24 protein-coding genes are annotated in these 23,696 nt (G+C 59.4%); 12 read left to right on the top strand and 12 right to left on the bottom strand.

Features of this window, described 5'->3' with window-relative positions; translation table 11 throughout:
- The first annotated feature begins 181 nt into the window (after positions 1 to 181).
- Complete coding sequence (locus K3754_RS08995; protein ID WP_259943015.1) at positions 182 to 1,258, top strand: PA0069 family radical SAM protein; 1,077 nt, start codon at positions 182 to 184, stop codon at positions 1,256 to 1,258.
- Positions 1,259 to 1,286: 28 nt separating this feature from the next.
- Here K3754_RS08995 and bmt read toward each other — a convergent pair whose 3' ends face one another.
- Complete coding sequence (gene bmt, locus K3754_RS09000) at positions 1,287 to 2,306, bottom strand: betaine--homocysteine S-methyltransferase (protein WP_203211354.1); 1,020 nt, start codon at positions 2,304 to 2,306, stop codon at positions 1,287 to 1,289.
- Positions 2,307 to 2,506: 200 nt separating this feature from the next.
- Positions 2,507 to 2,824 (bottom strand): DUF1476 domain-containing protein, encoded by a 318-nt coding sequence (locus tag K3754_RS09005; RefSeq protein WP_203211353.1) that lies wholly within the window; start codon positions 2,822 to 2,824, stop codon positions 2,507 to 2,509.
- A 171-nt stretch (positions 2,825 to 2,995) separates the two neighbouring features.
- Between K3754_RS09005 and purC the strand changes: the two genes are divergently transcribed.
- The 6 genes from purC to K3754_RS09035 are packed head-to-tail and all read left to right on the top strand — an operon-like array spanning position 2,996 to position 8,897.
- The gene (gene purC, locus K3754_RS09010; protein WP_203211352.1) at positions 2,996 to 3,757 is read left to right on the top strand and encodes a phosphoribosylaminoimidazolesuccinocarboxamide synthase; all 762 of its coding nucleotides are present in this window, start codon (positions 2,996 to 2,998) and stop codon (positions 3,755 to 3,757) included.
- A 51-nt stretch (positions 3,758 to 3,808) separates the two neighbouring features.
- Positions 3,809 to 4,039: a phosphoribosylformylglycinamidine synthase subunit PurS gene (gene purS / locus K3754_RS09015; RefSeq protein WP_203211351.1), complete on the top strand. Its 231-nt coding sequence runs from the start codon at positions 3,809 to 3,811 to the stop codon at positions 4,037 to 4,039.
- Positions 4,039 to 5,082, top strand: coding sequence for a zinc-binding dehydrogenase (locus tag K3754_RS09020; protein WP_259943018.1), 1,044 nt, complete (start codon positions 4,039 to 4,041; stop codon positions 5,080 to 5,082). The genes purS and K3754_RS09020 overlap by 1 nt, the downstream gene beginning before the upstream one ends.
- Before the next feature lie 11 nt (positions 5,083 to 5,093).
- Positions 5,094 to 5,762, top strand: coding sequence for a phosphoribosylformylglycinamidine synthase subunit PurQ (gene purQ / locus K3754_RS09025; protein WP_203211349.1), 669 nt, complete (start codon positions 5,094 to 5,096; stop codon positions 5,760 to 5,762).
- 36 nt (positions 5,763 to 5,798) lie between these two features.
- Positions 5,799 to 7,556 (top strand): ATP-binding protein, encoded by a 1,758-nt coding sequence (locus K3754_RS09030; protein WP_203211348.1) that lies wholly within the window; start codon positions 5,799 to 5,801, stop codon positions 7,554 to 7,556.
- 6 nt (positions 7,557 to 7,562) lie between these two features.
- Positions 7,563 to 8,897 carry a sigma-54 dependent transcriptional regulator gene (locus K3754_RS09035; RefSeq protein WP_037904222.1) on the top strand — a complete coding sequence of 445 codons (1,335 nt, stop codon included), beginning with the start codon at positions 7,563 to 7,565 and terminating at the stop codon, positions 8,895 to 8,897.
- Between the two features lie 17 nt (positions 8,898 to 8,914).
- Here the strand turns inward: K3754_RS09035 and K3754_RS09040 are convergent, their stop codons facing one another.
- Entirely contained in the window at positions 8,915 to 9,202 is a 288-nt protein-coding gene (locus K3754_RS09040; RefSeq protein ID WP_203211347.1) for a hypothetical protein, read from the bottom strand.
- 546 nt (positions 9,203 to 9,748) lie between these two features.
- On the opposite strand from K3754_RS09040, the gene K3754_RS09045 reads away from it, so the two are divergent.
- Positions 9,749 to 12,616 (top strand): ribonuclease E/G, encoded by a 2,868-nt coding sequence (locus K3754_RS09045; RefSeq protein WP_409202373.1) that lies wholly within the window; start codon positions 9,749 to 9,751, stop codon positions 12,614 to 12,616.
- A gap of 114 nt (positions 12,617 to 12,730) precedes the next feature.
- Here K3754_RS09045 and K3754_RS09050 read toward each other — a convergent pair whose 3' ends face one another.
- Positions 12,731 to 12,958 (bottom strand): sulfurtransferase TusA family protein, encoded by a 228-nt coding sequence (locus tag K3754_RS09050; protein ID WP_203211345.1) that lies wholly within the window; start codon positions 12,956 to 12,958, stop codon positions 12,731 to 12,733.
- A gap of 93 nt (positions 12,959 to 13,051) precedes the next feature.
- Between K3754_RS09050 and K3754_RS09055 the strand changes: the two genes are divergently transcribed.
- From K3754_RS09055 to K3754_RS09070, 4 genes are all read left to right on the top strand, one after another.
- Positions 13,052 to 13,804: a cytochrome c biogenesis CcdA family protein gene (locus K3754_RS09055; protein ID WP_203211344.1), complete on the top strand. Its 753-nt coding sequence runs from the start codon at positions 13,052 to 13,054 to the stop codon at positions 13,802 to 13,804.
- Between the two features lie 64 nt (positions 13,805 to 13,868).
- Entirely contained in the window at positions 13,869 to 15,140 is a 1,272-nt protein-coding gene (locus tag K3754_RS09060; protein WP_259943020.1) for a hypothetical protein, read from the top strand.
- On the top strand, positions 15,137 to 16,489 hold the full coding sequence (locus K3754_RS09065; RefSeq protein ID WP_259943022.1) for a cytochrome P450: 1,353 nt from the start codon (positions 15,137 to 15,139) through the stop codon (positions 16,487 to 16,489). Before K3754_RS09060 ends, K3754_RS09065 begins: the two co-directional genes overlap by 4 nt.
- A 74-nt stretch (positions 16,490 to 16,563) precedes the next feature.
- Entirely contained in the window at positions 16,564 to 17,457 is an 894-nt protein-coding gene (locus K3754_RS09070) for a fructose bisphosphate aldolase (RefSeq protein WP_259943023.1), read from the top strand.
- Between the two features lie 121 nt (positions 17,458 to 17,578).
- Here the strand turns inward: K3754_RS09070 and K3754_RS09075 are convergent, their stop codons facing one another.
- From K3754_RS09075 to K3754_RS09110, 8 genes are all read right to left on the bottom strand, one after another.
- Entirely contained in the window at positions 17,579 to 17,842 is a 264-nt protein-coding gene (locus tag K3754_RS09075) for an N-(5'-phosphoribosyl)anthranilate isomerase (protein ID WP_259943024.1), read from the bottom strand.
- 17 nt (positions 17,843 to 17,859) lie between these two features.
- Positions 17,860 to 18,084 (bottom strand): ribbon-helix-helix domain-containing protein, encoded by a 225-nt coding sequence (locus K3754_RS09080; RefSeq protein ID WP_203211340.1) that lies wholly within the window; start codon positions 18,082 to 18,084, stop codon positions 17,860 to 17,862.
- A complete protein-coding gene (locus tag K3754_RS09085; protein WP_259943026.1) occupies positions 18,081 to 18,257 on the bottom strand; it encodes a DUF4169 family protein in 177 nt (58 codons plus the stop codon). The genes K3754_RS09080 and K3754_RS09085 overlap by 4 nt, the downstream gene beginning before the upstream one ends.
- Positions 18,254 to 19,645, bottom strand: a complete 1,392-nt coding sequence (gene fumC, locus K3754_RS09090) for a class II fumarate hydratase (RefSeq protein ID WP_259943028.1) — start codon at positions 19,643 to 19,645, stop codon at positions 18,254 to 18,256. Before fumC ends, K3754_RS09085 begins: the two co-directional genes overlap by 4 nt.
- 114 nt (positions 19,646 to 19,759) lie before the next feature.
- Entirely contained in the window at positions 19,760 to 20,239 is a 480-nt protein-coding gene (locus K3754_RS09095; RefSeq protein ID WP_259943030.1) for an SspB family protein, read from the bottom strand.
- A gap of 70 nt (positions 20,240 to 20,309) precedes the next feature.
- Positions 20,310 to 21,566, bottom strand: coding sequence for a chromate efflux transporter (chrA, locus tag K3754_RS09100; protein ID WP_259943031.1), 1,257 nt, complete (start codon positions 21,564 to 21,566; stop codon positions 20,310 to 20,312).
- Positions 21,563 to 22,378 carry a sulfurtransferase/chromate resistance protein gene (locus K3754_RS09105; protein ID WP_259943032.1) on the bottom strand — a complete coding sequence of 272 codons (816 nt, stop codon included), beginning with the start codon at positions 22,376 to 22,378 and terminating at the stop codon, positions 21,563 to 21,565. Before K3754_RS09105 ends, chrA begins: the two co-directional genes overlap by 4 nt.
- Positions 22,379 to 22,505: 127 nt before the next feature.
- Positions 22,506 to 23,651 (bottom strand): amidohydrolase, encoded by a 1,146-nt coding sequence (locus tag K3754_RS09110; RefSeq protein WP_259943293.1) that lies wholly within the window; start codon positions 23,649 to 23,651, stop codon positions 22,506 to 22,508.
- Positions 23,652 to 23,696 lie beyond the last annotated feature (45 nt).

Below are 23,696 nucleotides of genomic sequence, written 5' to 3' on the forward strand. Positions count from 1 at the left end.
TGCAGGTGCTTGGCCTATGCGCCTTTTTGTCACGGAATGTCGGCGCTTGGTGCGCAAATTGCGACATGGATGAGGTTTTGCGCGACTTCGATGAACAAGAATTTAACGTCTTTTTAGTCCACCGGACAAGGGATTAGCGGGTTTCGATTGCGCGTGTTCATGATTTGTTCCAAAATGGTGTATGGATCATGAAAATCATCGTTACAAAGTTGTCGGGCGGGCGGCGGGCAGCAACCATGCGGGCCGGTTCGAGGCGCACGCCCGTGAGGCGGTCAGCGACGGATGGGACCGTGACGACGTTCTGCCGGTGCTGCGGACGCAAACCACCATCGAAGTGCCGCGCAAGGTTATCACCTATAATACCTCGCCGGATTTGCCCTTTGACCGGTCGATCAATCCCTATCGCGGCTGCGAACATGGCTGCGTTTATTGCTTTGCGCGGCCCAGCCACGCTTATCTTGGGCTGTCGCCGGGGCTGGATTTTGAGACCCGTCTGATTGCGCGGCCTGACGCGGCGGAGGTGCTGCGCAAGGAGTTGGCGGCGCGCAAATACCGGCCCGCGCCGATTGCGATCGGAACCAACACAGACCCTTATCAACCAATTGAAAAGACTCACGGCATCATGCGGCGCTGTCTGGAGGTGTTGTCGGACTGCAATCATCCGGTGGCGATTGTCACCAAAGGCAGCCTGATCGAGCGCGATATTGATATTCTGGCGGATATGGCGCGGCGGGGATTGGTGCGGGTTGGCATATCCGTCACCACACTGGACGCAAAACTCAGCCGATTGATGGAGCCGCGTGCCCCTGCGCCCGCGCGGCGATTGGTGATGATCCGTCGATTGGCGGCGGCAGGTGTGCCAGTGCGGGTGATGGCCTCACCAATGATTCCGGCGCTCACCGATCCTGAGCTGGAGGCAATATTGCAAAGCGGCAAAGAGGCGGGCGCACGCCATGCCAGTTGGATTATGCTGCGATTGCCCCGTGAGGTGTCGCCGCTGGTGCAGGATTGGCTGGCAGAGCATTACCCGGACCGGGCCGAGCGGATCATGAACCGATTGCGCGAGATGCACGGCGGTAAGGAATATGATGCGCGGTGGCACCGGCGCATGCGCGGGGAGGGGCCCTATGCCGAAGTGATTGCACAACGGTTCAAATTGGCTGCTAAACGGCTTGGCCTGTCTGGCCAAGCGCCGCCGATGCGTTGTGATCTGTTTCGCCCGCCGGTTCTGCCGGGTGCGCAGTTAAACCTGCTATAGGCCGGGCATTTTGCCCGGAACAAAGTCCTTATCCCCGGCGGCGGCCACGGCGGCTGCGACGTTCAGGGGCTTGATCATCGCCGGTGCCATCGCCGGCAGATGAAAACGGGCCAAGCGCGGCCACGATTTCTTCCAGCTCCGGTGCGCTGCCCTTGGGCCTTGTGTCCAGCGCCTCGCGCATTTTTTCAAGGTGGCTGGGCATCGTGCCGCAACAGCCGCCGATCACCGACGCGCCGCAGTTGCGGGCCATCACCGCGTAATCTGCCATCAGTTCGGGCGTGCCATCATAATGGATGTGGCCGTCGACATATTTGGGAATGCCGGCGTTGCCCTTGGCCACAAGAGGCAAGCGGCCTTCTTCTTTTGCGGCCATGCCCAAAATCGTGCGCAGCAGATCCGACGCGCCCGTGCCGCAGTTTGCGCCAAAGGCCAGTGGCGTGTTGTCCAGATCATGCACCATCTCAACCATCCCTTCGGAGGTCAGCCCCATCATGGTGCGCCCGGCGGTGTCAAAGCTCATGGTGCCGACCCAATCCAGCCCGGCCAGGGCAAAGCCTTCGGCGGCGGCGCGGTATTCCTCGGGGGCGCTGATGGTTTCGAGCCAGCCAATATCGGCGCCTCCGGCCTTCAGCCCATCGGCGGTTTCATGAAACATCTCAACGGCCAAAGCATGGCTCAGGCTGCCGACGGGTTCCATAATCTCGCCGGTTGGGCCAACGGATCCGGCCACGATCACTTTGCGTCCGGCAGTATCAGCAACCTCGCGGCCGATCTCGGCGGCAACGCGGCTCAACTCATGGGCGCGTTTGGCTGCGTCGTGTAATTTGAGGCGCGAGGCATTGGCCCCGAAACTGTTGGTCAGAAACAGATCACTGCCCGCATCCACCGCACCTTTGTAAAGCGCGACGATCTTTTTGGGCTCATCGGTGTTCCAGAACTCCGGTGCGTCGCCTGACATCAGCCCCATATTGAACAGATTGGTGCCCGTGGCCCCATCGGCCAGCAGGGCGCCCTTTTCAGCAAGCAATTGTGTGAAGGCATTGGTCATCGGGCATACTCCGCGCGCGTTACGTCCGCCTCATTTCACGGCGCCTGATCCAGAGCAATCTCATAATCTTCATCTTCTTCATGAAGCGGGTGATCATTGGGCAGCAGGGGCCGTAGGGCGCGCCCACCCGCAGCCCCAAAAAATGCGCCCTCCAATTGACCGAAGGACGCATCAATTCTTGCGCTTTATGGTGCGATAGATCAGTCGGTTTCGGCCATGACCTGCGCCTTGGCTTCGACCAGGAAGCTTGCCATCTTGTCGCGGATGGTTGCCTCATCGGCCTTGTCGCCCAGATCGCCCGCAACCTTGCGGTAAACGTCTTCGTGGCCGGCTTCTTCGAAATCGGACTTGACCACCTCTTTGGCATAGGCCTCGGCGTCGGCGCCGGACTTGCCCATCAGGCCAGCAGCCCAAAGGCCCAGCAATTTGTTGCGGCGCGCGTCTGCCTTGAACTGCATTTCTGCGTCATGGGCAAACTTGTTCTCGAATGCTTTTTCGCGGTTGTCGAAGGTGGTCATCATGCTCTCCTGTCTTTGCACGCCTATTATATAGATATGGGTGATCCGTGACCAGCAGACAAGAGCGCACAGGAACGCGCGACGAACCCATGCTTGCAGGGGGGCGGGCCTTAGACTAAGAGGGGGCCAAATCGTCTGGGACCCTCCCAGCCTGTCGCGGAAAGGACGCCCATGGCCCGGCGCAAGAAGATTTACGAAGGCAAAGCAAAGATCCTTTATGAAGGTCCGGAGCCGGGGACAATTGTCCAGTATTTCAAAGACGATGCCACGGCGTTCAACGCCGAAAAGAAAGACGTGATCGAAGGCAAGGGCGTGTTGAACAACCGCCTGTCCGAGTATTTCATGACCGGGCTGAATCAAATCGGCGTGCCGACGCATTTCATCAAACGTCTGAACATGCGCGAACAACTGGTGCGCCAATGCGAGATTATTCCGCTTGAAGTGATCGTGCGCAATTATGCCGCGGGCACCATGTCCAAACGTCTGGGCATCGAAGAGGGCACGCAGCTGCCACGCCCAATCGTAGAATATTGCTACAAAGACGACAGTCTGGGCGATCCTTTGGTGACCGAAGAACATATCGCGGCCTTTGGCTGGGCCAGCCAGCAGGACATGGACGATATTCTAAGCCTGGCGCTGCGTGTGAATGATTTCATGTCCGGCATGATGCTGGCGGTCGGCATTCGTTTGGTGGATTTCAAGATCGAGATTGGCCGCGTTTATGACGGCGATTTCCAACGCCTGATCATCGCTGATGAGATCAGCCCGGACAGCTGCCGTTTGTGGGATATCGAAACCGGTCAGAAGCTGGACAAGGATGTGTTCCGGCGCGATCTGGGATCGCTCACCGACGCCTATACCGAAGTGGCCAAACGGCTGGGTGTGATGCCCAAGTCCTCAACGCCGATTTCCAAACCAACCTTGATCAACTGAAGCCGCGGGAGCGCTTGAGTTTTTTAGCCAAATGAAGCTGGGGGATGTGCAATGAAAGCACGGGTTCATGTGATGTTGAAGAACGGGGTTCTGGACCCCCAGGGCGAGGCCGTGCGCCATGCACTGGGTGCGCTTGGGTTTGATGGCGTGAATGGCGTGCGTCAGGGCAAGGTGATTGAGCTGGATCTCGCAGAGGGCACCTCTGAGGCGGATGTGACACAGATGTGTGAAAAACTGCTCGCCAATACGGTGATCGAATCCTATTCGGTGGAGATCGGCTGATGCGGGCCGCCCGGCTTACAGCCTGGCGGGCACCATTGGAGATTGCCGATCTGCCGATGCCGGATGCGCCCGAGGGCGGTGTGGTGTTGCGGGTTCTGGCTTGCGGTGTTTGCCGGTCTGACTGGCACGTATGGACCGGCGCGGACCCGGATGTTTCGCTGCCGCATGTGCCCGGCCACGAATATTGCGGCGAAGTCATCGCCGTGGGCGCTGGTGTGACGCGCTGGCGCATCGGCGACCGGGTGATTGCCCCCTTTATTCTGGCTTGCGGGTCATGTCCTGACTGTGCGCAGGGCCATCAGACGATTTGTGCGCAGCAGGCTTTGCCGGGGTTCACCCATGCCGGTGCGTTTGCCGAAGCGATCGCGGTGCCTTTTGCCGATGCCAATCTGACTTCCTTGCCCGAAGCCCTTGATCCGGCTTTGGCGGCGGCGCTGGGGTGCCGGGTGACAACGGCCTGGCATGCGCTCACGGGGCGTGCGGCGGTGCAGGCCGGTGAATGGGTGGCGGTCTTTGGCACAGGCGGCGTCGGTCTGTCAGCGGCGCTTTTGGCGCGGGGGCTGGGCGCGCGGGTGATTGCGGTTGATGTGGCCCAGGGAAAGCTGGACCATGCCAAGGCCTTGGGCGCAGATGCGGTTGTAAACGCCGCGCAATGCGATCCGGCAGAGGCAATCCGCGAGTTGACAGGTGGCGGCGCAGATGTGGCCATAGAGGCGCTTGGCGTGGTGCAGACAACGGTTCCGGCACTGAAATGCCTGCGCAAACTGGGGCGGATGGTACAGGTGGGGATGCCTGCAGGCGATCACACCACAATGCCAATCCCGATGGATGCTGTTTATAGCGGTCAACTGGCCGTGTTCGGCACACGTGGCATGCCAAGCTGGCGCTATCCGCCGCTGATCGATTTTATCATGTCTGGCCGTGTGGACTTGACGCCGCTGGTCGCGCGGCGCATTGGACTGAGCCAAGCGACCGAGGAATTGGCCGTGTTTGACGGCCCCGCACCGCCCGGCGTGGCGGTGATCACTGATTTCGCAGGTTAAGGAGACCTCTCATGCGCGCAGCTGTTGTTGTTTTTCCCGGCTCTAATTGTGACCGTGACCTTGCCGTTGCCTTCAAGGCGGCCGGTGCAGAGGTGGAAATGGTCTGGCACAAAGACAGCGACCTGCCACAGGGCATTGATATCGTTGGTATTCCCGGTGGGTTTTCCTATGGGGACTACCTGCGCTGCGGCGCGATTGCGGCCCAGTCGCCGATTGTGAAATCGGTCAAGGCCCACGCGGATCGGGGCGGTTACGTCATGGGCATTTGCAACGGTTTCCAGGTGCTGACGGAAACCGGCCTGCTGCCGGGGGCGCTTTTGCGCAATGCGGGGCTGAAATACATCTGCAAAACAGTAGGGCTAAAGGTGGAAACCTCGGCCAGCGATTACACCGCCGGATACAACGCAGGGGATGTGATCGACATTCCGATTGCCCACCACGATGGCAATTACTTTGCTGACGACGAGACCCTCAAGCGCCTGCAGGGCGAGGACCGCGTGGCCTTTTCCTATACCGACAACCCCAATGGTGCTCAGGCCGATATCGCCGGTATTCTGTCGGAAAACCGCCGCGTTCTGGGGATGATGCCGCATCCGGAGCGGGCGGCAGATGCGGGGCATGGCGGCACCGATGGTGTGGCGCTATTCCGCGCATTGGCAGGTGCGCTGCAGACCGCCTGACTTGAGCAAAACCGTCGCAGCGCGTAAGCTCCGCACATGAGCGAACCTGCCAAAAGACAACAAAGTTTGACGGTCTCCTGGCGTGTTCGGGTGGCCATCGGTCTCTTGATGGTATTGGCGGTGGTGACGATCTCGGTCACCAACAAATTGCTGACCCACAGGTTCACCGAAAGCACCCGCAACCGGGCAGAGCTGCGGATTGCGCTCTACAGCGGCAACCTGTTGGCCGAACTGCGCCAAAACGCGATTGTGCCACAGCTTCTGGCCCGCGACCCGACGTTGATCGGGGCGTTGCAATCAGCGGATTATTCCCTGTCCACCCAGCGGCTTATCTCCTTTGTCGAGGAAATCGGGGCGGCCTCGTTGATGCTGTATGACATTGACGGGCGCACGGTGGCGGCCACGGACCGCAACAGGATCAGTTCGTCACACCGGTCGGAGGCGTATTTTGTTGATGCGATCCGGTCCAATGCGACGATCTTTAGCGTCATCCGGCTGGATGGTGGCGGCTACCGTTTTTTGTATTCGCGGCGCATTCAGGATGGCGGCACCACCATCGGTGTGATTGCCGTCGAAGTGGATCTGCAAAAGTACGAGCGGGCCTGGGCGGGCATTTCGGATGCTGTGATTGTCACCGACAGTCAGGGCGAGATCATTCTGGCCACCGCCCCGCGCTGGCGCGGGCTGACGGAACCTGAGGCGCTGGCCCTTTATACCCCGCAGAACGCCATCGAGCGGGCGATCAAGGCCACGGCGGATTGGACAGCACTGCCTCCTGACGCCTATTTGCAGGGTGAGGCGGTGATGCGCCTGACCAACAAGATCCCGTTTCGCGGCTGGCGCATGACCAGTTATACCACCTATGCCTCCGTGCGCGAGCGGGTGAATGGTGTTCTGGCGCTGGAAGTGATGGGATTTGCGATTCTGCTGGCTTTGGCCTTCTATTTTCTCAGCCGCCGCACCGCCGGACGGCTGGCGATTTTCCAACGGGAGTCGGCCAAACTTCGCGCATTGAACCTCGCCCTGCAGCGGGAAATTGCCGAACGCAAACGGGTGCAAGAGACCCTCGCTGTGGCCGAACAGACGCTTGAACAATCCAGCAAGCTCGCCGCTTTGGGAGAGATGTCGGCGGCGGTCAGTCATGAGCTCAACCAGCCACTGGCGGCGATGAAAACCTATCTGGCGGGGGCGCGGCTTTTGCTGCGCCGCAACCGGCCGGATGAGGCGCTGTCGTCCTTTGGCCGCATTGATGATCTGATCGAACGCATGGGCGCGATCACACGCCAGCTCAAATCCTATGCCCGCAAGGGGCAAGAGGCGTTTTCCCCTGTGGATATGGGCGCGGCGCTGGCCTCAAGCCTGTCGATGATGGAGCCGCAGTTGCGCCAGCGGCAGGTTCAGATCAGCCGGATTGTGCCGGATACGCCCGTCATGGTCATGGGCGACCGGATGCGGATTGAACAGGTTATGGTCAACCTCTTGCGCAATGCTCTTGATGCCACCAAATCAGAACGGAACCCGCAGGTGAACATCATCCTCTCTGCGGGGGAAACCGCGACCCTGACGGTGCGCGACAATGGACCGGGGATCGAAAACCTCGATGCGCTGTTTGAACCGTTCTACACGACCAAACAGCCCGGCGACGGGGTTGGGCTGGGTCTTGCCATTTCGTCGGGGATCGTGAACGACCTTGGGGGTCGCCTGACGGCCCGGAACGGGCAGGCGGGCGGCGCGGTGTTTGAAATGCAATTGCCCATCATGGGCAGTGACAAGAATATAGAAGCGGCGGAGTAGACCAATATGGCTCAGGCAATGAAGATCGCGATTGTCGATGACGAACAGGACATGCGCCAATCCATCAGCCAATGGCTGGCGCTTTCGGGCTATGACACCGAAACCTTTGGCAGCGCCGAGGATGCGCTCAAGGTGCTGGGGCCGGATTATCCGGGCATTGTCATTTCGGACATCAAGATGCCGGGCATGGATGGCATGCAGTTTCTGAAAAAGCTGATGGGCAATGACAGTGCCTTGCCGGTGATCATGATCACCGGCCATGGCGATGTGCCGATGGCGGTTGAGGCGATGCGCGTGGGCGCGTTTGATTTTCTGGAAAAGCCTTTCAACCCGGACCGGATGAGCGAGCTGGCCAAAAAGGCCACCAATGCGCGGCGTCTGGTGATGGACAACCGCGCCCTGCGCCGCGAATTGTCCGATGGCGGGCAGTTGATGAAGAAACTGATCGGCCAAAGCCCGGCCATGGACCGCCTGCGCGAGGATATTCTCGATCTGGGGCAGGCCGATGGTCATGTGCTGATCGACGGCGAGACCGGCACCGGCAAGACATTGGTCGCCCACGCCCTGCACGCCGTTGGCAGCCGGGCGGGCAAGAAGTTTGTGCTGGTGTCTTGCGGCGCATTCGAAGAAGACGCATTGAGCAAACGTTTGTTTGGCCCGATGTTGCCCGAAGACGCGCAATTGCCCGCCATCGAAGAGGCGCGAGGCGGCACGCTTGTGCTGGAAGACATCGAAGCGCTGTCCGAAACCCTTCAGGCGCGGCTTCTGAGCGTTATTAACGAACAAGGCACGCCCGCCGAGACCCGCATCGTCGCGATCTCCAACCTGCAAGAGGCGGGGCGGACGTCAGAGGATTCCCTGCGCTCCGATCTGTTTTACCGGCTCGCTGCCCTGCGCATCACCGTGCCGCCCTTGCGAACACGCGGCGAAGACATTCTGACGCTGTTCACCCGGCTCAGCGAACAATTTGCCGACGAATACGGCTGCGACGCGCCCGAGGTTTCTGCCCAGGAGGCCGCGCAGCTGTTGCAGGCGCCCTGGCCGGGCAATGTGCGGCAGTTGATCAATGTGGCGGAACGGGCGGTGCTGCAATCGCGGCGCGGGTCAGGCACAATCGCATCGCTGCTCATGTCTGATCATGACGAGATGCAGCCGGTGATGACCACCGAGGGCAAGCCGCTGAAGGAATATGTCGAGGCGTTTGAACGAATGTTGATCGACAACACCATGCGCCGGCACAAGGGATCAATCGCCAGTGTGATGGACGAATTGTGCCTGCCACGCCGGACGCTGAACGAAAAAATGGCCAAATACGGCTTGCAGCGGTCAGATTATCTCTGACCGCCGAAAGGTCTTGATCAGCGCGGTTTAAGTTCGATCAATTCTTTTGCGCGGCCATTGTCATCTGTGTGGCAAGTCCAGGAATTGGCGTTGGGCACATCGATAACATATTGATTGATCTCAACAATGGGCAAGGTGGTGTTCAACGTGGCACCGCCGCCCACCTGTTTGTTCACTGCCGCTACACAGCTTTTGGCGGCCCGCAGATCCGCCAGGGCCACCGGATCATTGGCGACGGCCAGTTCATCGCATGCCGCTACGGCGATCAGGGGCAAACACAGGGCTGTGCGCAAAAGATAGTGCATCGGTTGTCATTCCTTCGATTTGGGCTGTCCATGGCCGCAAAAGCCGGACAGGGAGCCGCAGGCCGCCCTGCGCATTGGGCGCGAATGTTCCCACACAACCGTTGCTTGTCAAGCGGAGGGGGCGGTTTTACATAATTGATGGCGGCAGGGCGCGATTGCCCATTGTCATTTGATCACCAAAGCCATTATCTAGGAGGATGGGACAAGAGCGTTCAGGCGTTCGATTGATGTCCTTACGAGTTTCGCTGCTTCTGCAGAGCCCCCACCGGGCGCGGAGCAGACCGATTGGGCCGGAAACGGCCAGAGAACCGCTGATGTTTTGACGGGGCAACCCCGGATGAAACCAGTTAACAATGGATGTGCAGGGTCCGCCCTGTCACGTCGGAGAAGAACCGCGATGACGCGCGCACACGCTATGAGCAGACGACCAGAGGCCAGTTTTGGCCCCGTCTTGCCCGCGTCCCACATCGCCCTGACAAGTCACACAACGCAGCCTGAGGCACCCCCGGGGACCGCAGCCGCGCGATTGTTGTGCATAGTGGATTTATGCCTAAGAAAATGCTTATCGATGCCACCCACTCCGAGGAAACTCGGGTTGTGGTGGTCGACGGAAACAAGGTTGAGGAATTTGACTTTGAATCCGAAAACAAACGCCAGCTTGCTGGCAACATCTATCTCGCCAAGGTAACACGGGTCGAACCGTCTTTGCAGGCGGCTTTTGTGGATTACGGTGGCAATCGCCACGGCTTCCTCGCGTTCTCGGAAATTCATCCCGATTACTACCAGATTCCCGTGGCCGACCGTCAGGCGCTGCTGGAAGAAGAACGCGCCTATGCCGAGGCGCAGGCGGCCAAGGATGATGACGAACCCAAGCCCAAGCGGCGCTCACGGTCGCGCAGCCGGTCCAAATCCAAAGCCGAGGACGTCACAACCGAGGATGCAAAAACATCTGGTGAAATCGAAGGTATGGAAACCGTCGATCTGACCGATGACGACGAAGTGACCGTCAGCGACGATGAAGCGTCCTCGCCAATGGAACGGGTCACCGAAACGCCGGTCGAGACCCCGACGATGGACGAAGATGCCGATAGCTCTGACGCTGATGAGGGTGACGACGAGGAGGATGCAAAATCCTCTGATGCGGCCTCCAAGGATGAAAGCATCGAATCTGTTGCCGATGAGGATGACAGCGAAGACATCCGTCCGGTGCGCAAACCGCGCCCGAAGCGTTACAAGATTCAAGAAGTGATCAAGGTGCGCCAAATCCTTTTGGTGCAGGTCGTCAAAGAGGAACGCGGCAACAAAGGCGCGGCCCTGACCACTTATCTTTCACTTGCGGGCCGCTATTGCGTTTTGATGCCCAACACCGCCCGTGGCGGCGGGATCAGCCGCAAGATCACCAATGCCGCAGACCGCAAGAAGCTCAAAGAGATCGCGAACGAAATTCAGGTGCCATCGGGCGCCGGTCTGATCGTGCGCACGGCAGGGGCCAAACGCACCCGCGCCGAGATCAAGCGCGACTATGAATACCTGCAACGCCTCTGGGAACAGATCCGCGAGCTGACGCTGAAATCCATCGCGCCGGCGAAGATCTATGAAGAGGGCGATCTGATCAAACGGTCGATCCGCGATCTTTACAACCGCGAGATTGACGAGGTCTTTGTCGAGGGCGAACGCGGCTACCGCATCGCCAAGGACTTCATGAAGATGATCATGCCCTCGCACGCCAAGAACGTGAAACGCTATGAGGAAGGCCTGCCGCTATTTGCCCGCTACCAGGTGGAAAGCTATCTGTCGGGTATGTTCAATCCAACGGTGCAGCTGCCGTCGGGCGGATATATTGTGATCGGCGTGACAGAAGCCTTGGTGGCGATTGACGTCAACTCTGGCCGGGCGACCAAAGAAGGCTCGATTGAACAAACCGCGCTGAAAACCAACCTTGAAGCCGCTGACGAAGTCGCCCGTCAATTGCGCCTGCGCGATCTGGCCGGTCTGATTGTGATCGACTTTATCGATATGGATGAGCGCAAGAACAACGCCTCCGTCGAGAAACGGATGAAAGACAAGCTCAAGACCGACCGCGCCCGCATTCAGGTGGGCCGCATTTCGGGCTTTGGCCTGATGGAAATGTCGCGGCAACGTCTGCGTCCCGGCATGATCGAGGCAACAACCCAGCCGTGTCAGGCCTGTCACGGCACCGGTTTGATCCGGTCTGATGACAATCTCGCGCTGTCGATCATCCGCCAGATCGAAGAAGAAGGCACACGCCGCCGGTCTCGCGAAGTGCTGGTGAAATGCCCTGTGGGCATCGCCAACTTCCTGATGAACCAAAAGCGCGAACATATCGCCCAGATCGAGGCGCGTTATGGTTTGTCTGTGCGCATCGAAGGTGATCCATCGCTGGTCAGCCCTGAATTCACGCTTGAGAAGTTCAAGACCGCGACACGCAATGTGGCCCCTGTGGCCGATCATATCGTGTCTGTTGATACGTCCTTGATGGATCAGATCGACGAGGATGAGGCCGATACAACCAGCGATGAAGAGACCCCAGAAGCGCAATCACCGCACCAGGACAGCGGCGATTCAGACGGGGAGGGCAAACCAAAACGCCGCCGCCGCCGGCGTCGCAGCCGTGGTGGTCGCGGCAAGAATGGTGGCGGTGATTATCAGAACGGCGAAGACAACAAAGACGCGTCTTCTGCCGATGAGAACGCCGATGCGCCCCAGAATGCAGAGGGTTCAGACACCTCCGAACCGGCAAAGCAGGACAATGCTGAAGAGGTCAAATCTGACGCGGCGCCGGTTGCGGCAGATGCGGCCAGTGATGCCAAAGCGGACACGCCAGTAGCGGAAGAAAAGCCCAAGCCCAAAACCCGCAGCCGGTCCCGCAGCACCAGCGCCAAAGCCAAAGCCGAGAAAGAAGCGGCAGAAGCGGCCGCCGATGGGGATGCCAAGACTGCGGAACCTGCACCGGAGGCAGCTGAGGACGAAAAGACCAAAGCCAAGGCCAAGCCGAAACCGCGCAGCCGCGCCAAAAAGGCGGACAGCAAAGCCACGGAAGAGGCCGCTGCAGTGACCACCACAGCGGAAGAAAAATCGGCCGATGCGGCGGAAGAGAAGCCCAAGCCAAAGCGTACCCGCGCCAAGGCCAAGCCGAAGGCCGAGCCCAAGGCAAAGGCAGCACCGAAATCCAAGGCCAAGGCGGCGGAAACTGCATCAGAGCCGGAAGAGGCCAAAGCGCCGGAACAGGCAGCTGCGCCAGCGCCCGAGCCTGCGCCGGAACCTGTTGCCGCCAAAGAGCCCAAAGCCGTCGAGACTGTTGCGGCGGCGGAGCCCGTGGCAGAGGCCAAGCCGGATCAAGCGGAAGAGGCGAAAAAGCCAAAGCGGCGCGGTTGGTGGTCCTTGGGGCGCTAACAGCGCCGAGGTATTGACGAAGAATCAGAAAGGCAGGTCTTTGGGCCTGCCTTTTGCTTTGTTGTATACCTTTTTCTGAGCAGACCGTTGGTGGGGCTACCCAGCCACAGACGGTCAGCCGCCCTTGCGCACCAGATAGACCTGCACGTCACCTTCTTGCGCGGTTTCCACCAACGCATGTCCGGCCTCGGCGCAGAAATGCGGCACATCGATCACCGCCGCCGGATCATCCGCCCGCAGCCGCATACAATCCCCTGCATCCAGAGGGCCAAGCCGTTTGCGCAGTTTCAGGACAGGCAGGGGGCACAACAGCCCAGTGGCATCGAGATCTACAATCTTCATAAGCTTGAGATAAATCAGATGTTACACCCCGTCCACAGTGTTGTGACCGCAAGGGGGCGTGACGGCGGGCGCGAAGGCGGTTAGGTGTGGCCCATGTTTGGAATTGAACTGATTGACGCGGGTCTGATGCCCGCCATGATTATCGCGCTTGTCGCGGGGGTGATCAGCTTTCTCAGCCCCTGTGTGCTGCCGATTGTGCCGCCCTATCTGGCCTATATGAGCGGTGTATCCCTGAACGATATGTCCAGCGGCGGCGAAGCCCGCAGACGTGCTGTGATCGCCGCGCTGTTCTTTGTTCTGGGCCTGAGCACGGTGTTTTTGATCCTTGGCTTCACCGCCTCGGCATTTGGCGCGTTTTTCCTGCAAAATCAGGTGCTTTTTGCGCAAATCTCGGGTGTTGTGATCATCGTCTTTGGTCTGCATTTCATCGGATTGTTCCGGATCCCGTTTCTGGATCAAGAGGCGCGGTTGGACGCGGGTGACAAAGGCGGTTCCAGCTTTGGTGCCTATGTTCTGGGCCTTGCCTTTGCCTTTGGCTGGACGCCTTGCATCGGCCCGCAACTGGGCGCGATCCTGTCCCTGGCGGCCTCTGAAGGCTCGGTCAGCAAAGGCACCTTGTTGCTGGGCATTTATGCCATCGGTCTGGGGCTGCCGTTTCTGCTGGCGGCGATGTTTATCACCCGTGCAATGGGTGTGATGAACCGGATCAAACCGCATATGAAACTGGTTGAGCGGATCATGGGCGGTCTGCTGGTTCTGGTCGGGCTGGCAATGGTCACAGGCGCCTTCAGCAGCTTTGCCTTCTGGCTGCTCGAAACCTTTCCGGCATTGGCGACCTTGGGCTGAAATCTGCGGGGTTTTCCCCGCGAATTCACTACCTCTTAGCAATCTTCGCCGTTAAACTTGATGGATGAACAGGCAAGGCGCAGATCAACCCTTTCGGCGGCGGGTGTTTTACATTCCCGGCTATGATCCGATCCATCCGCGCCGCTATCGCGAACTCTATCGCAAAGAGGGCGCGGCCCAATCACAGATTTCCGGCTATGACATTGCGTTGAAACCCAAAAAGTCAGGCGGAAATTATGGGTGGCACGTGGACGCGATCATGGATGGCCGTGCGGCGCAGGCTGATTTCGAGGTTTTGGTCTGGTCCGACATTGTGCGCGGTTCCATGGATGGCTCGATCGCGGGCACCTACCTGCAACTCGTGCGCACCGCGTGGATCTACATCAGCACCGGTGCACTCTGGCGGTTGATGAAGCTGCGCAAAGGGCCGGTGATTGCAGCGCTCTATCCGGTTGGGATGTTGCTGTTGCAATTGCTGCTGGCGGGTTTTGCGTTTTGGGGCATTGCAAGCCTGATCGGGGTCGGATTCGGGCAGCTGGAACAACAGCTTTGGCCGGGCCGGATCTTTACGCCGCTGTTCTATCCGTCGATTGGCCTGTCATTGGTGGCGGGGGGGGTATGCGCCATTGCCGTGTTGCGTTGGTTCAAACGCAAGGACAATCGCTTTTACGCCTACTACCTGATGCATGATTATGCCTATTCGGCGGCGCAGAGGGGTGGGTATCCTGCAGAGCTGGAGACCCGCATTACCGCGTTTTCGGATGCCATTGCGGCCGCATTGCAAGAGGACGTGGGCGAGGTGCTGGTCGTCGGCCATTCCTCTGGGGCGTATCTTGCGGTGTCTGTTCTGGCCGATCTGCTCCGTGCTGGCCGGGTGCCGGAGACCGGGCCAGCATTGGGTTTTTTGTCATTGGGTCAGGTGGTTCCGATGGTTTCTTTTTTGCCCAAGGCAGACCGTTTGCGCCGCGATCTGCATGAATTGGCAGCCACGGATGCCCTGACCTGGGTGGATGTGACCGCGCCGGGGGATGGCTGCGCCTTTGCGCTTTGTGATCCGGTGGCGGTGTCGGGCGTCGCGCCCGAAGGCAAGAAATGGCCATTGGTGTTTTCCGCGGCCTTTACCCAAACCCTGAGCCCGGCGCGGTGGAAGGCGCTGCGTTGGCGTTTTTTTCGGCTGCATTTTCAATACCTTTGCGCTTTTGACCGCCCGAAAGACTACGATTACTTCCAAATCACCGCTGGGCCGATCCCGCTGGGCCAGCGCTATGCCGGCCGCCCGCCATCGAAATCGCGGATCGAGACACCCGTGAACGGCTTTAGGAATATGGCGCCATGACCCTGCCGCCCAAACCGCCCAGCCGGCCCGAGAAAGTGTCGCTTTTGCAGTATATGCGCCTGTTTCGCCGCGATATCCTGTCGGCGCAGCCCGCCAAGCTTTATCGCGCGTGGATGGCCGAATTTCGCACGCCGTTTTTCCGCAGTTTCATGATCAACGATCCGGCGTTGATAGAAACGGTCTTGAAAGAACGCCCCGATGACTTCCCCAAATCCGCCCGGATCAGCGAGGGTCTGCGCCCGTTGTTGGGACAATCGGTGTTTTTGACCAATGGCGAGACGTGGAAACACCAGCGCCGCATCATTGATCCGGCCTTTGAAGGGGGACGTCTGCGCGAAACATTTCCTGCGATGTGGGATGCAGCGGAGGCCGCAGCGGCGCGACTGGACGGGCAGGCGGGGCAGGTCATCGAGATCGAGGCGGAAACCAGCCATGCCGCCGCCGATGTGATCTTTCGCACCTTGTTTTCGATCCCGATTGATCACCATCTGGCACAGCAGGTCTTCGATGCCTTCCGCAGCTACCAACGCAGTCAACCGATCCTGAACCTGGGCGCATTTGTGCCGCTGCCGCGCTGGATGCCGCGGCTGCACCGCAAAAGCACCCGCAAGAACGCTGCCAAGATCCGCCAATTGATCACCGAACTGACGCAAAGCCGGGCGGCCCAGATCGCGGCAGGGACAGCGCCGGATGATCTGGCCACAAAGATCATGACCACCGTTGATCCTGTGACGGGCGAAGGGTTCAGCACCGATGAAATGGTCGATCAGGTGGCGATCTTTTTTCTGGCAGGACACGAAACCAGTGCCTCCGCGCTGGCTTGGGCGCTTTATCTGATGGCGCTTTATCCTGAATGGCAGGATCGGGTTGCGGATGAGGCTACGGCTCTGAAAGATTGTGACTTTTCGGTGATGTCAGCACTCAGGATCAGCCGCGATGTATTCCGTGAAACCCTGCGGCTCTATCCGCCGGTGCCGATGATGGTGCGCGAGGCCGGATGCCCGGAGCATTTCCGCGACCGCCCCGTGCCAAAGGGGGCGCAGCTCGTGCTGAGCCCTTGGCATTTGCATCGCCACGAGCGGTTGTGGGACAATCCCGACGGCTTTGACCCTGAACGGTGGCATACGGAAAATGGCAAGGCCTGTCAGCGCAATGCCTATATGCCGTTTTCCGCAGGTGCGCGGGTCTGCACGGGCGCAGGCTTTGCCATGGTCGAAGGGCCGCTGATCCTGTCGCGGATCTTGCGGGATTACCGCGTCGTGGTGCAGCCGGACAAAACACCGGTGCCGGTTGCCCATCTGACGGTGCGGGCGCAGAACGGCATTTGGCTGCGTCTTGAGCGGCGGTAGGTTCTATCATCGCGGGCGGCTTTGAATTAGAACCCCATTCAAACGGAATCATTTTCAAACGCGGGGATATCAGGATGCCAATCGACAACGCACAAAAGACGCAGATGCAAAGCGGCGCAGGGTTTATTGCGGCCTTGGATCAGTCTGGCGGCTCCACCCCCAAAGCGCTGAGCCTTTATGGCGTTGAACCTGAGGACTACAACGGCGAGACCGAGATGTTTCAGGCAATGCATGACATGCGGGCGCGGATTATTCTGGCCGATGATTTCACCTCGTCCAAGGTGATTGGCGCGATCCTGTTTGAACGCACGATGGACGCGACGATCAATGACAAACCTGTGGCGCAATTGCTGTGGGAAGATCGCGGCGTGGTGCCGTTTTTGAAGATCGACAAAGGTCTGGCGGATCAGGAAAATGATGTGCAACTGCTCAAGCCTATGCCGGAACTGGCGGCGTTGCTGAACCGTGCAAAGGCGGCCGGCATTTTTGGCACCAAGGAACGGTCCGTCATTCATGAGGCGAATGAAGCGGGCATTGAAGCTGTGGTCGCCCAGCAATTTGAAGTTGCCAAACAGGTCTGCGCGGCGGGGCTGGTGCCGATCATCGAGCCCGAGGTGAATATTCATTCAGGCACAAAAGCACGGGCAGAACAGATGCTTGCAGCTGCGTTGCTGCGTCATGTTGAGGCCTTGTCGGCAGATGAGCTGGTGATGCTGAAGCTGACCATACCAGAGCAACCGGGGATTTATGATGCCCTGGCCGATCATGCCAATGTGTTGCGGGTTGTGGCGCTCTCGGGCGGTTATTCCACCGAAGAGGCCTGTGCACGTCTGGCGCAGAACACCAAGATGATCGCGAGCTTCTCACGGGCGCTGACCGAAGGGCTGAATGTGAAGATGAGCGATGCGGAGTTCAACGCAGCGCTGGGGGCGAATATCGATCAGATTTACAAGGCCTCTCTGGCGTAAAGCGCGGCAGACAGCTCGGACAAAATGGACGCGGTTCCCGAATTCTTTAAAGAATTCGGACCGTTTCCTTTGAAGGAAACGGGGGCTTGTCGCGTTTGGGGTCCATAGGTTTCCGAAGTCTTTAAAGACTTCGTTTCGATTTTTTTGAAAAAATCGGTCCAGTGACCAGGCGAATGGGCTCCTGATTGCAGAAAATGACAAGCTGTCCGGCGTTCTCTACCGCGTGAAAGCCGCGCCGGTTCAGCTCTGTCAGGAACTCCTCCAATCCGACATAACGTTCGATATCGCGGATTTTGCGCCTGACCACGCCCCCCTCTCGGGCGGCTTTGGCGCTAAACAAATGGGTCGTCCAGTTTTGCGGGGACAGTTCGGCAGGCAGGGTCATGCGCCAACCCTGCCTGGTTAAGGTAAACGTTCCTTTAACGTGCGCAGCACAAACAATCGAATGGCAGAGGCCAGCCCCAGATCCAGCCCGCGTTCGGCATCAATCTGTGCCACCAGCGCATTGATCGGCACGCCGCGCTGCGCCGCTATCGCGCGAAACTCGGCCCAAAACTCGTCCTCCAGAGAGATCGACGTGCGATGCCCCTTGAGCGTGACGGAATGTTTGACGGGCCGCCCGCTCATGGCTCGCGTTTATGCCCGTCCAAAAAGCGCACCGTTTTGTCTGCCTGCGCCTTTTGCACGTCTTTCTCGGCCTTGGTCCGCCCGAACTTGACGCTGTTTTCCTCCGCACGCGCTTTCTTCTCGGCGCGTGCGCGGGATTTTCGCGCCTTGTTCAGGTTGATGGGCGTGTTCATTTAGGTCCGATCATCTGCTCCGGCCGGACAACCCGATCAAAGGTCTCTTCATCCACAAACCCGAGTGCAATCGCCTCTTCCTTGAGGGTGGTGCCGTTCTTATGCGCGGTCTTGGCCACCTTGGTGGCATTGTCATAGCCGATGGTCGGGGCCAGTGCCGTCACCAGCATCAGGCTCTCTTTCATCAGCTTTTCGATCCGCGCCTCATTGGCCAGCGTGCCCACAACCATGTTGTCGGTAAAGCTGCTGGCGGCATCGCCAAGCAATTGCATCGACTGGATCACATTGTAGCTCATCATCGGGTTATAGACGTTCAGCTCAAAATGCCCCTGCGATCCGGCAAAACCAACGGCGGCGTCATTGCCCATCACATGGGCGCAGACCATGGTCAGCGCCTCGGCCTGCGTCGGGTTCACCTTGCCCGGCATGATAGACGAGCCCGGCTCGTTCTCGGGCAGGATCAATTCGCCCAAACCAGAGCGCGGACCGGAGCCCAGCAGGCGCATGTCATTGGCGATCTTGAACATGGAGGCGGCCACAGTCTTCAGCGCACCGGAGAACATCACCATGGCGTCATGGGCGGCCAGCGCCTCAAACTTGTTGGGCGCGGTCACGAAAGGCAGATCCGTGATCTTGGCGATCTCTGCTGCGACTTTTTCGGCAAAGCCTTTGCGGGTGTTCAAGCCGGTGCCGACCGCCGTGCCGCCCTGGGCCAGTTCGTAAATATCAGGCAGACAGGCTTCAACCCGTGCGATGCCTTTGGCCATCTGATGGGCATAACCGCCAAATTCCTGACCCAGCGTCAGAGGCGTCGCATCCTGCGTATGGGTGCGGCCGATCTTGATGATGTCTTTGAACTCTTCGGATTTTGCCTCAAGTGCGGCGTGCAATTTGCGCAATCCGGGCAACAGCGTATCACGGGCGACCATGCCGATGGCCACATGCATCGCGGTCGGGAAGGTGTCGTTCGACGATTGCCCCATGTTGCAATGATCATTGGGGTGCACCGGGGATTTGGACCCCATAACGCCACCCAGAATCTCGATCGCCCGGTTGGAGATCACTTCGTTGGAGTTCATGTTGGACTGGGTACCGGACCCGGTTTGCCAGACCACCAGCGGAAAGTTGTCGTCAAACTTGCCGTCGATCACCTCTTGCGCGGCCTGCTGGATGGCGGGTGCCAAAGCGGCATCCAGATCGCCAAATTCGAGGTTGACCGCGGCGCAGGCTTTTTTGATCACCCCCAGGGCACGCACAATCGCCACAGGCTGTTTTTCCCAACCGATGGGAAAGTTGATGATCGAGCGTTGCGTCTGTGCGCCCCAATATTTGTCTGCGGGGACCTCCAGAGGTCCAAAGCTGTCGGTCTCTGTGCGCGTATCGGCCATGATGCTGTTCCTGCGTTGTGGGCGTTTGCAGGCGGTGTAGCGGTCTGCGCAAGCCAGTGCAATCTGCGATGGCGCTAACGCAAGGCCACAGGTCGCATTCGTCGCAGGGCAAAGTTACTTGCGGAAGCTATCCAGTGAAACAATTTCGGCGTCTTTTGTGGTCTCTTCTTCGACCTCAAGTTCGTCCTCATGTTCCTGCAAAAGCGCGGGCGCCGGTGCATCGGCATCCTCTTCCTCGCCCTCTTGCTGTTCAAAGCGCAGGCCAAATTCCACCGACGGATCCACAAAGGTGCGGATCGCATCATAGGGGATATAAAGCGGTTCTGGCGCGTCGCCGAAATTGAGTGTGACCGAGAACCCTTCCTCGGTGACCTCAAGATTGTCGTACCAATGCTGCATCACCACTGTCATTTCGCCGGGATAGCGATCAGACAACCAATCGGCCAATTCTGCGTCAGGATGGGCGGTGTCAAACGTGATGAAGAAGTGATGATTGCCGGGCAAACCGTGCGCGGCCACATCGAGCAGTACATTGCGGATCAAACCGCGCATGGCATCATGCATCAGGTTACCGTAGTCGATCTCGCGGCTCATCCTCATCTCCGGTTTTGCGCTCGGGCTGGGGGTAGCATACGCCATTTGCCGCCAAGGGAAAGAGGCTACCTTAAAGAAGTGCGAAGACCAGCGCGGCCAATGCCAAAAGCGTCATACTCAGGACAAAACCACGTTTCAGGCCCAGCATAAGAACGGCCGCCGCGATGGTGAATGTGGCAGCTAAACCATTGAAACTGCTCCATTCCGGTATCGGCAAGGCCAAGGCGGCACTGCCGTGAACTTGATCAAAAAGGACATGCAGGGCAAACCAGACTGACAGGTTCGCTATCACCCCGACCACAGCCGCGGTAATGGCCCGCAGCGCCCCGGCAAGGCGCGGTTGGGCGCTGATCTGTTCAAGGTAGGGACCGGCTAGAAAGATCCACAGAAAACAGGGGGTAAAGGTCACCCAAAGCGCCAGCAGACCCGCCGTGATGGCCCCTGTGACGCCGGTTTGGGCAAATCCCGCCAGCAGCGCGACAAATTCTGTCACCAAGATCAACGGGCCGGGTGTGGTTTCGGCCAGACCCAGTGCATCGATCATCTGATCGGTGCTGATCCAGCCGAAATCCTGCACCACGGTTTGGGTCATATAGGCCAGAACCGCATAGGCGCCGCCAAAGGTCACAACCGCCAGCTTGGAAAAGAACAACCCAAGTTGCAGCAAGAATTGATCATCCAGCGCCCAGAGCGCCGCCAAGGGTGCGGCCCAAAGGCCACCCCAGATGGCAATGGTGCGCAGGCTGTGTACGGCGCGGGCAGGGGTGTGGGCGTTGTTACTTACGGGCGCCGCAGTCCCCCGCGCGGCAATCACCCCCCAAAGGCCAGCGGCAAGAATGATCAAGGGAAAGGGCATACCAAAAACAAAGAGCGCCAAAAAAGATAGCAACGCCAGCGCCCATCCCTGCACCCCATGCAGCGCCTTGCCGGCCACTTTGCGCAGGGCTTGAAAAACCACAACGATCACCGCTGCCTTGATGCCCAAAAATGCCGCCTGCACCAGCGGCAGCTGGCCAAAATAGGCATAGCCCAGGGCCAGCACAGCAATCACAATCGCCCCCGGCACCACAAACAGCAATCCGGCCAGCAATCCACCCGCAACCCCGCGCATCCTCCAGCCTGCATAGGTGGCCAGTTGCATCGCCTCGGGGCCGGGCAACAACATGCACAGCGACAGCGCCCGCAGATAGCTGTCTTCATCCAGCCATGGGCGTTCCTCCACCAATTCGCGGTGCATCAGGGCGATCTGCGCAGCGGGACCGCCAAACGAAAGCAGGCCAATGCGCCCAAAGATGCGGGTCATCTCCGACCAGTTCGCTGCGCTCATTGTTTGGATCCTGCGGGCCAGTCGTGGCCCTCGTCCGATCCATCCCGCGCCCAGCGATACATTGCATCATAAAGCGCCATACCCGCCTCAAGCTGCTCCAGATCGTCACGGTACTGGCGGGACAACCCGACAGAAAGAGCAAGCAAACCAGAAGCTTGCGGAGACTTGTCATGTGTATTGGTATCTGCCGCCCGCACCACCTGTGCCAGCCTGTCCAGTGCCTCGGTGTGCAGGGCGAATTCATCCAGCATCGTGTCAAAAGTGCAGTTCTCGCCTCGGTGCGACCAGAATACATCCTCAACATCAAAGGGGGTCGCGCCATACCGGTCCGCGACGCCCATGACCTCGGCGGGAGAGACAAACAGGAACCGCGCGGTAGGGTCAACAAAGCGGCGGATCAGCCAAGGGCAGGCGATCCGGTCAATCTTGGGCCGGTGGCGCGTCACCCATAGCGTATTGCCTGCCACAGGGGCCGGAATGGCGGCAAAGGGAATGCGTGGCGCGGCGTCATGGTCGCGCCAGCCGTACATGCCCCCCTTGAGGTACTCGGCCTTGATCCCGTCCTGACGCAGCCATGCGGCCAGACCCTGGCTGAGTTTGATACCTTTTTGACAGGTGATCACGCAGGCCCGACCCTGCAAGCGGGATTTCAGCCCTTCAATGTCGGTATGGGGGTGCCGGAAAGATCCGGGAATAAGGTAGGGATCATCGGCAAAATCGGGATCTATCGAAATATCGACAATGACCGGCGCATCGGGCAGGCCGATCAGGCGCAAGAGTTGAGGAACGGTGATTTCATTTGGGGCAGCCATGGCATGCGTCCTTTTTGTGGATACATGCGAACTTTTGGCTGGCGCCTCACGGGGCGTTCGCGGTTGCTCCCCATGAGGTCAAACCATCATTGATGTGCGGCATTGTCAAGCGGCGCGCGCGTTGCGCCTAGCCCAATATGTCGCGCGCGATCCGTTCAAAAATTGCCGCACCGATGGGGATCAGATCATCGGGAAAGTCGTAATCAGGGTTGTGTAGGGCCGCAAAATCCACCCCCGGCCCAAGGCAGAGCATGGCGGCTTTTGCGTTCCAACCAAAGACGCCAAAATCCTCTGAGGCCCGCATCGGCAGGCCGCTGTCGTCATTCGAAACCCCGATTGCGTCCATTGCGGCAACGGCCAGGGCGGCGGCCTCCGGATCATTGATCGAGGCGTTGAAATGGTCAAACACCTCAAATTGAACATTCAGGTCATGCTGCTTGGCAGCTTCTGTTGCCAATTGCCGGGCGGCTTGTTGCAGCGCATCAAGTCCGTCGTCCTGCGCGGTGCGCAGGGTGGCATTGATCACCGCATCGGCAGGCGCGATGCCAAAGGTCGGCTCGCCAATGTTGACATGGGTGATGGTCACCAGCTTGAAATCATCGGTCAACGCGCCACCAACGCCCAATGCGCCCAATGCCGGGATCAGTTCGGCCACGGCCAAGGCAGGGGACCGGCCCTCTTCTGGTTCTGCGGCATGGGCGGTTTTGCCACTGAGCCGGATCTGCAGGCCCAGCGAGGCGCAGTTGATCAGCCCCGCACGGGTGGAGACATGCCCAAAGGGTTTGCCCGGCTCATTGTGGATGGCAAAGGCCCAATCGGGCGCAATCTCGGCATAGTCCGGATCTGCGACCACGGCCCGCGCGCCGCTACCGTCTTCTTCGGCAGGTTGGAACATCAGGACAACGCGCCCCTTTTGCACCGGCTGCCGCGACAGCATCCGGCCAAGCGCCAGCAACATGGTCATATGGCCATCGTGGCCGCACAAATGCCCCTTGCCGGGGATTTCGGACACCCACGGGGCGTCCGAAAGTTCCTCAATCGGCAGCGCATCCAGTTCGGCGCGAAACAGCACCGTCGGTCCGGGCTGGCCGCTGTCAAAGACCGCCGCGACCCCATGACCGCCCAGATCCGTCAGGATACGGCTTGGGGCCAGATCGCCCAATGCCGTCTGAATGGTGCGGGCGGTCTCGGCCTCCTGGCCGGAGATTTCGGGGCGGCGGTGCAGGGCACGGCGGAAAGCGGTCAGCTCCACCAGATCGGAATTTGTCAGCAAGGGAACAACCTCAGGGTCAATTTGCGCCACCATGGCGCAAAGTCA

Source organism: Sulfitobacter sp. M368, from assembly GCF_025141875.1.
GTDB lineage: Bacteria > Pseudomonadota > Alphaproteobacteria > Rhodobacterales > Rhodobacteraceae > Sulfitobacter > Sulfitobacter mediterraneus_A.

What these genes read in the sequence shown, in the direction of transcription:
- K3754_RS08995 (WP_259943015.1), top strand. Translation starts at nt 182, where the DNA reads ATGGATCATGAAAATCATCGTTACAAAGTTGTCGGGCGGGCGGCGGGC.
- bmt (WP_203211354.1), bottom strand. Translation starts at nt 2,306, where the DNA reads ATGACCAATGCCTTCACACAATTGCTTGCTGAAAAGGGCGCCCTGCTG.
- K3754_RS09005 (WP_203211353.1), bottom strand. Translation starts at nt 2,824, where the DNA reads ATGACCACCTTCGACAACCGCGAAAAAGCATTCGAGAACAAGTTTGCC.
- purC (WP_203211352.1), top strand. Translation starts at nt 2,996, where the DNA reads ATGGCCCGGCGCAAGAAGATTTACGAAGGCAAAGCAAAGATCCTTTAT.
- purS (WP_203211351.1), top strand. Translation starts at nt 3,809, where the DNA reads ATGAAAGCACGGGTTCATGTGATGTTGAAGAACGGGGTTCTGGACCCC.
- K3754_RS09020 (WP_259943018.1), top strand. Translation starts at nt 4,039, where the DNA reads ATGCGGGCCGCCCGGCTTACAGCCTGGCGGGCACCATTGGAGATTGCC.
- purQ (WP_203211349.1), top strand. Translation starts at nt 5,094, where the DNA reads ATGCGCGCAGCTGTTGTTGTTTTTCCCGGCTCTAATTGTGACCGTGAC.
- K3754_RS09030 (WP_203211348.1), top strand. Translation starts at nt 5,799, where the DNA reads ATGAGCGAACCTGCCAAAAGACAACAAAGTTTGACGGTCTCCTGGCGT.
- K3754_RS09035 (WP_037904222.1), top strand. Translation starts at nt 7,563, where the DNA reads ATGGCTCAGGCAATGAAGATCGCGATTGTCGATGACGAACAGGACATG.
- K3754_RS09040 (WP_203211347.1), bottom strand. Translation starts at nt 9,202, where the DNA reads ATGCACTATCTTTTGCGCACAGCCCTGTGTTTGCCCCTGATCGCCGTA.
- K3754_RS09045 (WP_409202373.1), top strand. Translation starts at nt 9,749, where the DNA reads ATGCCTAAGAAAATGCTTATCGATGCCACCCACTCCGAGGAAACTCGG.
- K3754_RS09050 (WP_203211345.1), bottom strand. Translation starts at nt 12,958, where the DNA reads ATGAAGATTGTAGATCTCGATGCCACTGGGCTGTTGTGCCCCCTGCCT.
- K3754_RS09055 (WP_203211344.1), top strand. Translation starts at nt 13,052, where the DNA reads ATGTTTGGAATTGAACTGATTGACGCGGGTCTGATGCCCGCCATGATT.
- K3754_RS09060 (WP_259943020.1), top strand. Translation starts at nt 13,869, where the DNA reads ATGAACAGGCAAGGCGCAGATCAACCCTTTCGGCGGCGGGTGTTTTAC.
- K3754_RS09065 (WP_259943022.1), top strand. Translation starts at nt 15,137, where the DNA reads ATGACCCTGCCGCCCAAACCGCCCAGCCGGCCCGAGAAAGTGTCGCTT.
- K3754_RS09070 (WP_259943023.1), top strand. Translation starts at nt 16,564, where the DNA reads ATGCCAATCGACAACGCACAAAAGACGCAGATGCAAAGCGGCGCAGGG.
- K3754_RS09075 (WP_259943024.1), bottom strand. Translation starts at nt 17,842, where the DNA reads ATGACCCTGCCTGCCGAACTGTCCCCGCAAAACTGGACGACCCATTTG.
- K3754_RS09080 (WP_203211340.1), bottom strand. Translation starts at nt 18,084, where the DNA reads ATGAGCGGGCGGCCCGTCAAACATTCCGTCACGCTCAAGGGGCATCGC.
- K3754_RS09085 (WP_259943026.1), bottom strand. Translation starts at nt 18,257, where the DNA reads ATGAACACGCCCATCAACCTGAACAAGGCGCGAAAATCCCGCGCACGC.
- fumC (WP_259943028.1), bottom strand. Translation starts at nt 19,645, where the DNA reads ATGGCCGATACGCGCACAGAGACCGACAGCTTTGGACCTCTGGAGGTC.
- K3754_RS09095 (WP_259943030.1), bottom strand. Translation starts at nt 20,239, where the DNA reads ATGAGCCGCGAGATCGACTACGGTAACCTGATGCATGATGCCATGCGC.
- chrA (WP_259943031.1), bottom strand. Translation starts at nt 21,566, where the DNA reads ATGAGCGCAGCGAACTGGTCGGAGATGACCCGCATCTTTGGGCGCATT.
- K3754_RS09105 (WP_259943032.1), bottom strand. Translation starts at nt 22,378, where the DNA reads ATGGCTGCCCCAAATGAAATCACCGTTCCTCAACTCTTGCGCCTGATC.